The sequence below is a fragment of the Phaeodactylibacter sp. genome (assembly GCF_022763345.1).
Classification (GTDB): Bacteria; Bacteroidota; Bacteroidia; order Chitinophagales; family Saprospiraceae; genus Phaeodactylibacter.
The window spans coordinates 125021-132450 of sequence record NZ_JALEGS010000035.1 but is presented as its reverse complement, the minus strand read 5'-3'; the positions used below and the strand labels follow the sequence as shown (position 1 = coordinate 132450).

At 53.4% G+C, this 7430-nt stretch carries 3 protein-coding genes; 2 read left to right on the top strand and 1 reads right to left on the bottom strand.

Features of this window, described 5'->3' with window-relative positions; all coding sequences use genetic code 11:
• Positions 1-191: 191 nt before the first annotated feature.
• Positions 192-3701, bottom strand: coding sequence for a T9SS-dependent M36 family metallopeptidase (locus MRY86_RS09880; protein WP_293565846.1), 3510 nt, complete (start codon positions 3699-3701; stop codon positions 192-194).
• 171 nt (positions 3702-3872) lie between these two features.
• Between MRY86_RS09880 and MRY86_RS09875 the strand changes: the two genes are divergently transcribed.
• A complete protein-coding gene (locus MRY86_RS09875) occupies positions 3873-5963 on the top strand; it encodes a glycosyltransferase family 39 protein (RefSeq protein ID WP_293565844.1) in 2091 nt (696 codons plus the stop codon).
• Positions 5964-5974: 11 nt separating this feature from the next.
• Positions 5975-7375, top strand: a complete 1401-nt coding sequence (locus MRY86_RS09870; protein ID WP_293565842.1) for a patatin-like phospholipase family protein — start codon at positions 5975-5977, stop codon at positions 7373-7375.
• Positions 7376-7430: the final 55 nt, after the last annotated feature.

Genomic DNA, 7430 nt, shown 5'->3' with positions numbered 1-7430 from the left:
TATCTCGTCGGCAACTTGTTCTAGCTCGCTCGGGGTGGGGGTTGGCTTCTTCATACTTTAAAGATAGCTAACTTGTGCAATTTGTTATACACACAATGGATCAAGCGCGCAAGCCATCCAAAAACAAGTGTGGCTGCCCCAAACACATTCAGGGCAGCCACACTTTGCTAAAGTTATCTCTTTGTATGGATTTATTGCAGAATCACCTTACGGGTAGTTACGCCGTCTTTGGTGCGCAAACGGACCAGGTAAACCCCGGCGCTGTACCCTGAGAAATCAAGGGTATGGTTCTCCAGGCTATCGAATTGCTCCGAACGAAGCTGACGGCCATCGGCGGAGAGCACTTCCAGGTCGACTCTTGTGTTCAAAGGCTCGTCCAGCGCGAGCACCACTTTGCCCTTGGTTGGGTTGGGTGACAGCGTCAGAGCGACTTGCAGTGCAGGTTCGCGCGTGGCGACCGGATTCTCGATGTTGACGATCGTTGTTGTTTCATCGCAGAGGGCTTCCTCACCTTCCCCGGCGCAGGCTACGTTGGTAATGCTGTAGAGTTCGCCAAGTACCCGGACATCATCTACGTACCAGCCATTGCTTGCGGTTCCCTCATCGGTGACAAAACGGAAACGGACCATGATATTGCTCCAGGAGATAGATTCCAGGTCAATGGTCGTTTGTATCCAACCATCGCTATCACCGGTAAAGGCCAGCTGCCCTGACAAAGTATGGCCTGCAGCGGGATTGAGTGTGCCGTTGTAATTGTTTTCCAAAATGTAGCCGCTGGCGTTGAGCCAGAAAATTCCGTTAGGAGAAATCTCGACTATGCCACCGTCGTAGCCATCTTCAGTTTGGTACCGGTGCCAGAAGGAAATGCCGCGCCGCTGCCCGTCGTTAGGCATAGGTACTTCAATGGTCATTCTTTGTTCTGTTGCCGTGCCCAGGTTTCGGGCAAAGAAGGAAGTGTTGCCTGAATAGGCATCCACGTTGGTCACCTGCCAGTTACTGGTACCCACCGGTGCTTCCAGTGTCCAGTTGTCCAGCCCTTCTTCCGCACCATCTTCAAAGACTGCGTAGGTTCCTTTGTCGTCATCCAGTGCCACCTGATAGCTACAGTTGATGGTCGCACCGCTTTCCACTGCACCGAGGTCGAAGGTCAGCACGCCATCCTCCACAGTAGCCGGGCAGCTGGAGCTGCCTTCCACGAAAGTGGTGCCTTCCGGCAAAAGGTCGGTAACGATACCGTCCTCCACGGCTACGGTACGGCCGTTAATAATTTCGAGGTTGTAAGTGATAACATCGCCAGCATCAGCCTCTGTCACCCCGGTTTTGTTCACCCGGAACGTGAAGTTGCATGCATCCGGTACATCAAAGGCTTCCACGCCCCCGGCTATGGCACTCGCGCCCAGCCCCCGACGGGCGAAGGTTTCCCAAATCAGGCACTGATTGGCTCCACCGTAGTTGAGCATGTCCGCTTCGAGTATAGCATCTCGGGCTTCCAGGAAATTCGGGTCACAAGGCTGTAGTTTCAGCCCATCCGTGACCAGTTGCATCGCCATATTGTTGCCACCGGTGCCGGTATAAAGGTTGTCATCGAAGCCATATTCGTCAACCAGGTTCCAGTACATATCCCAAATCATAGCACACCATACCGAACCTACACCGTGGGGAACAGATTCCCCATTGATGTCCGAGTAGGTGTGTGGATTGATGTTCATATTGCGGGTGTAGGGATAAGTCCTGATACCACCACCGTTAGTTGGCTCATTGACGACGTAAGTGCCAATGCCCCGTACCTGGTTTGCCGTGTTTTCGGAAGTTGTTGTCATTGCCAGGGCATACCAGTCGCTCCAGCCTTCGCCGGCCTGTTCAAAATTGCTCAGGCAGCCGCTGTTGCCTGCACCACCGGTCAAACGGTTAGAAATACCGTGGGTGTACTCGTGCACAATCACACCGTTATCCAGGTCGCTGCTCAGGCCGGAGGGGCCCGGGTTGGGGACCTGAAGTTCAGGAGCAGAAAGGTTGATCGTAGCGCCAGGCAGCAGTGTTTTCAGAACTGCACAGTCGCCCTGCGTAATCATTACGGAAGGAATTGTCACCTGATCGCCTACAGCGCCTGCGCCCATTACGATAGGGTCGCCAGCTACGTTGTTGCAGATGATTGCACCGATTGCTCCGGCGTTTTCTGCACTAAGTACCTTGAAACCAAATTCACAGCTACCGCGGTCGATAACCGCAATTTTGCCTTCCAGAGCCGCGGCATTCACCAGGTCCTCACAGGCATCAGTGACAGGCGCTGCCTCATCTTCCACCAGGACCAGCTCGCCGGTTAGTGGCGCACTGGCTTCCGGAAGCGCTCCTCCGAAGCCCGCCTGTACGAAAGTGTAATCTGTTGCATTGCCGGTGGTGTCTGTCACCGTGAGCCGGGCATCGGTATCGAGGTTGGGCAATGCTCCGCCCCAAAGATACATTTGCATGCGTGGGCGGTTGCCATCGGCCGGCGTCGCAAAGTTGGCGTTGTTGGTTCCGCTGCCGTCCAGGGCTTCTGCGCGTACATAATCACCGGCTTCTCCCAACCCAGTGTAATTCGTTGTTTGGAAATTGCCGGCTGCCTCGTCAAAGCCATAATGATACCACACATCGTGCATGATGTTGTTCCAGTAAAACAGGTTGGTGACCAGTGGGTCGATCTGAGTGAACGGCTGGTTGGTAGACAAGTCGAGCGGGAAGTCAAAATTGAGCGAATCCCCACCATCCGGCTCATCACCAACAGAGGTATTCAGGTCAAAGATGTCGTGGTAAGCGTGCACATTATTCCCCCTGGTGATAGTGTACTCCGGTCCGGGCAAGCCATTCTCATCATGCCAGCCAAAAGGAGAGGCCATGGAATCGGCAGGACTGGTTTTTAGAATGCGGTCGCCGTGGTTGGGGCTTTCTACGGTGAGCGGAAAGACGCGGTACTGACTGCCATCTTCAGGTGAAGAAGGCGGCAGAGGCGATTGCAAACTGGATGTTTTAGCATGGTGGTGCTCCAAGTGCAATGCTTTATGCTCTTCTGAAGCAACGTGGGGCCCAAACTGACAGTGCAGCACCTGATCGAAGGCATCGAGGACTTCACCGGTAATGGCATCGATACGGGCATCCCACCAATGCTGTCCGCTAAGTTCATAAAAGGTAACATTCCAGGTCAGGCGGACGGCGCCCCGCACAGGCTGATAAGCCAAATGCACTTCAATGGGCTCCAGCGCCAGGCCGGCAGGATTGAAGATGGCATGATGCTCGCCGGGTTGCCGGTCAATGCTCAGTGGTGCACTGCTATTCACGTTGGCATGTGCCATCAGCTTCTTCACCGCAGTCTCCATGCTGATCTGCGGCTGGGTGGTATTCACCTGGCTGGACAAATCGGAAATGAAGCGGTTGCCCATACTGAACACCTCGCCATTTTCTTTAATATTCATATTCAGGATAGCGTTACGGACCGGGATGCCGGCATGCTGCTGCTGCAGGTAAACGTGCGTCACTTTGTTATGGCGGGTCACTACGGTATTCGTGATTTCGTAGTCTGCAATATCTGCCTGAGTCAGTTTCAGGTCTTCCCGCGACTCCATAAGGTAGCGCGCAGCAATTTGGTCAGGCTCTGCCACCTGGGCCGTCAGTGTGGTGCCCAGTAAGCAAGCCCACATGAATATGGGCCAATATGTGTTTTTCATACAATCACAAGGTTAAAATGTAAAAAGTTGGAAATGCGGAAAAGATACTACGAGAAATATGGTTGAAGGACAATCTAAATCTAATTTTGTTGAAAGGCGGCTGACACTTTAGGCGGATTTTACAATCCCCTTTCTTTACTCGAACTACCAATATACCGTATCTTTGCGGTTATGCCTAATCTCACTCAAAAGCCCGTGCGGGCGCTCGCTATCCTCTGGCTGTTGGCTGTACTTATGGCATGGCCCGTTGGCGACTTCCCACTTGATGACGACTGGTCTTACGCTGAAGCGGTAAAGCACTTGGTGGACACTGGCGAGTACTGGGTCAGCGACTGGCCCGCCATGACGTTATTCACGCAGGTAATATGGGGGGGGCTGTTTGCCAAAGTATTGGGTTTCTCTTTTTACACCTTGCGCTTTTCCACGCTGGTCCTCGCCACATTGGGCATTCTGGCTTTTCAGAAAATCATGGCCCGGCTGGAGTTGCCCGGTTGGTGGCAGTTAGTAGCGCTGCTCACCCTGGTTTTCAACCCGGTCTTTTTTGAACTGTCGCTCACCTTTATGACGGATGTGCCCTTCCTAAGCCTGATGGCGATGAGCCTTTATGCCTATCTGCGGGCGTTTGAAAAAGACCAATGGCAATGGTGGGCTGCCGCCACGCTGTTCAGCAGCCTTGCCATCCTGTTGCGCCAGCCCGCTTTGCTTCTCCCCCTTGCGATGGGCATTGCCGGATTCCTGGGCAGGCCCGGCTGGCAGCGACTTGGACTGGCATTCCTGAGCACCGCCATTGTGTACCTGTGCCTGCAAGGCTACATCCTCTGGCAACAAAGTACGCCTTCCGGTCTTCCCGGTGCTTTCAGTCAGCCAGGTAGCATACGGCACCTGCTTACCCCGGAGCATGTGGCAGGCAGCATGCAGAATTATGGCGGCTTGTACCTGATGTATGCAGGCTTTATGCTGCTCCCTATATTGTTGCTCAGCCCCTGCCGCCCCCGTCCAAAAAGCGCATGGGCCCTCACCGGGCTGCTGAGTGCTGCCGGTTTAGCCCTCATTGCTCTATCTTGGGACGAGGGGCTGCTTGGCAATACGCTCCACCACCGTGGATTAGGGACTATCCCTTTGCAGGGCGTCCATCATAACGGGCATTGGCCATCCCTGCCTTCCTGGCTTGGTTTGCCGGCAAAGTTGCTGGGAGTGACCGGCCTGCTCCTTCTCATCAGCCATGGAAGCATTCGGACAATCCAATTGATACAGCAGTTCCTCCCGTTTCGAAACAACGGATGGCCGGGATTAAACACTGTACAGACCTTACGCCTTGGGCTTTGTGGCTTCCTGCTGCCTTATGTTTTGTTCCTGCTGGTTAATTATGTACACTTTGACCGGTATCTGCTCCCTGTACTTTTGAGCGGGCTGCTAATTATACGCCCCGTGGGGCACGCTCGTCCACAAAAGAGACTGGCGGCAGCTGCTGTTTTGTTGCTGCTTTGGTATTGTTTCTCCATCGCCGGTACTCATGATTATTTTGCATGGAACCGGGCCAGGTGGACCGCGCTGAATGAAGCGCTGGAAAGCGGCATCCCCCCTGAAAAGATTGATGGAGGATTTGAATTTAATGGCTGGTACCGGACGGGGCATTTGCGGCCCAAACTGCCCTATGCTCAAAGCTGGTGGTTTGTCGGAGAGGATACCTACGTAGTCAGTTTTGGGCCTTACCACAATTACACCCCGGTTGCGGTTTATCCGTTTCAGCGCATTCTACCGCCCGGAAAGGATACTATCTTCTTTTTGAAAAGGCCAGAGTGGGCTGACCGTGATACAATGGTTTACGAAATGGAGCCTGACGGATGGCCTGAAGAGCCCGGCTTCGCCCAGTTGAGGAGCACTGAAAAAACAAGCCTTTATCCAGATAGTTACAATGGCACATTCGCTTATCGCATGGCCCCGGGGCAAGAGTACGGGCTTACGCACCGCGTGTTTCCGGTAGCCCCTTTTGACGAGTTCGAATACCGCTTACAGGCCAGGCAGGAAGGCGGCTCACCCAGGCTCGTTTTATCAGCTCCTGATGCCAGTCAGTTCCACTTTACACATCAAATTCACTCCTCTTCTGCAAATAAAAAGGGCTGGCATCGTCATGAGGGGAGCTTTCGCATCCCCCCGTCTTTCCCCTCGGATACGCTCGCTTTCTATTTTTGGAAACGCCCACAGGACACTATCTTTATTGATGACTTTAGAGTCATTTGGAAAAAAAGCTCACCCCGCTAAAAGTCAACCTCATGCGAATTACCCTTATGCTGCTTTTTTTTAGCCTTTTGCTTAGCAGTTGCAGCAAAGCCCTTTATCCTGACCGTAGCCACTTCCTTCGGGATGGGGAATTGGCGCCCACTGTAGATCTTAGTACTTACAAAAGTGTGCAGGGAAGGCCCGGTCAAAATCCAGACCTTTGCATAGCGGTGGCCATCTCTGGCGGAGGATCAAGAGCCGCAAACTTCGGAGTTGGCATTATGCTTGGGCTGGAAGACTTTGAAGGCATGCGGTATCAGAACCTGCTCAAGGAAGTCGACTACCTATCCACCGTTTCCGGAGGAGGCTTTGCCGGAGGGTCTTATGTCGCCGCCCTCTACGACCACAACCGGCTGCGCCCCGATGCCCCTTTTGTTTTTGAAGATTATGTAAAGCGGCGTGTACGGGAAGCCCTGGCCTACTCCTATGTAGGCACTTTGGTCCGCGCCAATTTCAACCCCCGCCTTTGGTTTACGCATGTAGACGATGGCGATGCACTGGAACGCGCCATTGACGATCAGGTACTGGGCTATAAAAGCCGCCGGAAAGCTATGGGCTCAGATGCGCCAAGTATTCGGCTGGGGGATATGTTTATTCCTAAAGATGCAGATCTACCGGTACGCCTGCCGATGCACATTACCAATAGTTCTACCGTCAATACCATGCAAATTTTCCCCTTCACGCCTGATGTCCTGGAAGAATACGGTGTGGTCGGCTACACGCACCGGATGCAAAAGCAGGTCAATGAGTTCCCGGCTTCCTACATCGTGCCTTTATCGGTCGGCATTAAGTCCAGCGGCAGCTTTCCTGTTCTGATTTCCAATACCACCTTGATTAGCAACTACAGCTCAGAACGACCTTATTTGCATCTGTTTGATGGCGCAATGACCGACAACACGGGGTACTACACTGCACTGCAAGTACTGAGGCAGGAAACTACCCGGCACAAGATCCTGATCATAATCGATGCTGATGCAGTTGGCAACCGGTATACCTTTTCGGAAAAAGAAGGTGCCTTGTTCTCTCTCGGCGTAGCTGCCCGCCTGCCCTCCAGTGGGCTTGATGCCCGCCGTGCCACGCTTGTACGGGATATTATGGATGCCTGCACACCAGCAAGGATTGAGCCGGTCTTCTTTGGCTTTAATGTGCTACTCGAAGGCAATGATGCGATGCCCCCCGATGTCATCAAAATAAAGGACGAACAAGCGCGGCTCATCCGCGTATTGAAATCGGGGGCTGAAGTATCCGGCCGCGATAAGCAAATCCTCTACGACCTGCTGACCTACATCAGCACAAAGTATACCATCGAACCCGCGGAGCAGGAGCTGCTGCTGCTGGGCGGGCAGTTGATTGTCCGCCTCAGACAGAAGCAACTGGAGGCGGCGCTTCGGTAAACTTCCAGTCAAACTGTGCCAACCGGGACAGAAAAAGGGCAGAAAGCTTTGAATT